This is a genomic window from Candidatus Aminicenantes bacterium (genome assembly GCA_026393795.1).
Taxonomy (GTDB): Bacteria; Acidobacteriota; Aminicenantia; order UBA2199; family UBA2199; genus UBA2199.
Window position 1 is genome coordinate 1 of record JAPKZL010000317.1, and the last position, 2,863, is coordinate 2,863.

Annotated in this window: 4 protein-coding genes; 3 read left to right on the top strand and 1 reads right to left on the bottom strand. The window is 53.9% G+C overall.

From position 1 onward, the window contains the following. The coding region (locus NTW95_15530; GenBank protein ID MCX6558816.1) for a hypothetical protein at positions 1-213 on the bottom strand (213 nt) is incomplete at its 3' end. On the opposite strand from NTW95_15530, the gene NTW95_15535 reads away from it, so the two are divergent. From NTW95_15535 to NTW95_15545, 3 genes are all read left to right on the top strand, one after another. Next, on the top strand, positions 157-1,317 hold the full coding sequence (locus tag NTW95_15535) for a DUF3943 domain-containing protein (protein MCX6558817.1): 1,161 nt from the start codon (positions 157-159) through the stop codon (positions 1,315-1,317). The two genes, NTW95_15530 and NTW95_15535, sit on opposite strands and share 57 nt — an antisense overlap. A gap of 250 nt (positions 1,318-1,567) precedes the next feature. Next, positions 1,568-1,894, top strand: coding sequence for a BON domain-containing protein (locus NTW95_15540; protein ID MCX6558818.1), 327 nt, complete (start codon positions 1,568-1,570; stop codon positions 1,892-1,894). Between the two features lie 44 nt (positions 1,895-1,938). Continuing rightward, positions 1,939-2,863 (top strand): PAS domain-containing protein (locus NTW95_15545; protein MCX6558819.1); only part of this gene is annotated, 925 nt, incomplete at its 3' end.

Below are 2,863 nucleotides of genomic sequence, written 5' to 3' on the forward strand. Positions count from 1 at the left end.
TTGTTGTGGGATGACGATCCGGCCTATATCAAGAAGTCTCCCGTGTGGGAAGTGGCGCTCAAGGTCATCGCAACCGATGTTTTTACCTGGGCGTGCGACAGGTTTGTTTTCAATAATTCCTGGGCTCGCATCGGACCCACAAGCTGGAAAAACAACTTGAAAAATGGCTGGGAATGGGATACCGACCTTTTTGGCATCAATTTTTTCTTTCATCCCTATTCCGGAGGCGCTTTCTTCAATTCGGCTCGCGCCAACGGATACTGTTACTATTCATCTTTTCCTTTTGTCGTGTTGGGCAGTTTGCTATGGGAGTATTTCGGGGAGACGACGCGGCCGGCCTACAACGATATCATCAACACAAGCGTCAGCGGCGCATTGTTCGGAGAAATCCTTTACCGCATAAGTTCGAATATCCTGGATGACCGGAAGACCGGATCGGAAAGAGTTATCCGGGAAATCTTGGCTGCGATTATCAGCCCGGGAAGAGCCTTCAGCAGGCTTCTGCAGGGAAAGCTGAAAAGAGTCACTCCGAAAGAGGTCTATCAAAAGGAACCGCTCAATCTCGCATTGGCCGGCGGGGCCCATTGGTTCAATACGGGAAAGGGCTTGGGCAAGATGGGGGCGAGCGGTGTGAGCGGGATCCTCGGCATTCAAATGGATTATGGCGATCCTTTTGAAATACGGCCGCGCAAGCCTTTCGATTACTTCAAGTTTCGCATCGATCTCAGTTACGGAAAAAATGTGGGGACAAAATACCTCGACAATGTCGTCGGTTACGGCCTTTTGTTCGGCAAGACCATTCACTCCGGGAAACTGGAAATGCTGGTCGGGGCATTTCAACATTACAACTACTGGGACAGCCAGATTTTCGAAATCGGCGCCCTGGGCTTCGGGGCGGGGATCCTTGCCAGGTTGCAGCTGTTCAAGAACTCCGATTTTCAAACCGCGCTCCATCTCGGACTGATTCCCCTCGGGGCCAGCAATTCTCCTTATGTCGATATCGTGGAGGGAGGGGTCCATCTCCGGAACTATGATTATTCCGGCGGCGGCGAAGCCAAGTTTGAGGGCACGCTTAACATTGCAAAAAAAGGACAGGTGACGGTGATCTATTACATTTACTGGCTTCATACATATATCGGACCGGAAGGAGACAAGATCATCAGCATTTTCAAGCCCAGGATTGCCATCAAGCTTTCCAGGAATCTCAGCCTTGGATTTGAATACACCTATTACCTGAACAATAGCTACTTGCTGTATCTCCCGGATGTCCACAAAAGCGAAAGCGAGCAGAAGATTTACCTGATGCTGTATTTGTAAATCTATGCCGTGCCTGCTTGTCCGCGGCTGAGGGTAAACGCCGCGATCGAAAATCCGCTGGGACATGAACCCGTCAATGCGAATTGCGTCCTTATCCGAAAATTGCCCCATGGAACAGGACTATTCCTGTTTTGCAGGACATCTCCTACCGTGTTTCCCACTCCCAATCACATGCAATCCGTTCTTTTATCCTGGAATTCGTTTGGCACATAATATGCTTCATTTATTTTAAGAAGAGAGGATAAAGCCGATGGATGAAGTGATAGATAAAAAACACCAGGAAATGGTGATGTCGAGATTGACAGTGTCGATGCTCATCGCCATCATCGTCACATTGTTGATGATCACCGGCTATTTGTTCGCAGGGGACATGGACGGGCAGATCGCGGCGGCTGCAGTCAAAACGGTCGTATGCAAAACATGGCTCAAGGGCGACGGCATCCAGGTCCGCTGCCAGGATAGCGTCGTCACCCTGACCGGGACCGTGGCCAGCGCACCCCATTCGCTATTGGCGGCCGAAACGGTTGCCGACCTGCCCGGGGTCAAGCGCTTGGACAAGCGCACGATCGGCGAATGATCATCATGGCAGGTTTCGCGCGCCATCGTTTAGGAGAATAAAAGTTGAAACCCGTAAAAAGCAAATTCTTATCCATTAAAGCCAGCGCCTTGCAGGACGCGATCTTTAACAGCGCCAATTTTTCGAGCATCGCCACCGACGAAAAGGGCGTCATTCAGATATTCAATGTCGGCGCCGAGCGCATGCTGGGCTACACGGCCGCTGAAGTGGTGAACAAGATCACCCCGGCGGACCTTTCCGATTCTCAAGAATTGTTGGCGCGCGCCAAGGCGCTCAGCATCGAATTCGGAACCCCGATTTCCTCGGGCTTCGAGGCGCTGGTGTTCAAGGCCTCGCGCGGCATCGAGGATATCTACGATCTGACCAAGATCCGCAAGGACGGCAGCCGCTTCCCGGCCGTCGTGTCGATCACGGCGCTGCGAGACGATAAAAACGCCATCATCGGCTACCTGCTGATCGGCACCGACAACACCGCGCGCAAGCAGGCGGAACAGGCGCTGCGCAACGCGGGAGCCTTGCAGAGCGCGATCTTCAACAGCGCCAACTTCTCAAGCATCGCTACCGACGCGAAAGGTGTTATCCAGATCTTCAACGTGGGCGCCGAAAGGATGCTGGGTTACTCGGCCGCCGACGTGATGAACAAGATCACGCCGGCCGACATCTCCGATCTGCACGAGCTGATCGCGCGCGCCAAGGCGCTCAGCGTCGAGCTCGACACCCCGATCACACCGGGCTTCGAGGCCATGGTGTTCAAGGCCTCGCGCGGCATCGAGGACATTTACGAGCTGACCTATATCCGCAAGGACAGGAGCCGCTTGCCGGCCGTCGTGTCGGTCACGGCGCTGCGCGACGCTCAAAACGCCATCATCGGCTACCTGCTGATCGGCACCGATAATACCGCGCGCAAGCAGGCGGAAGATGCTCTGGTCAAGGCGGGGGCGCTGCAGAGCGCGATATTCAACAGCGCCA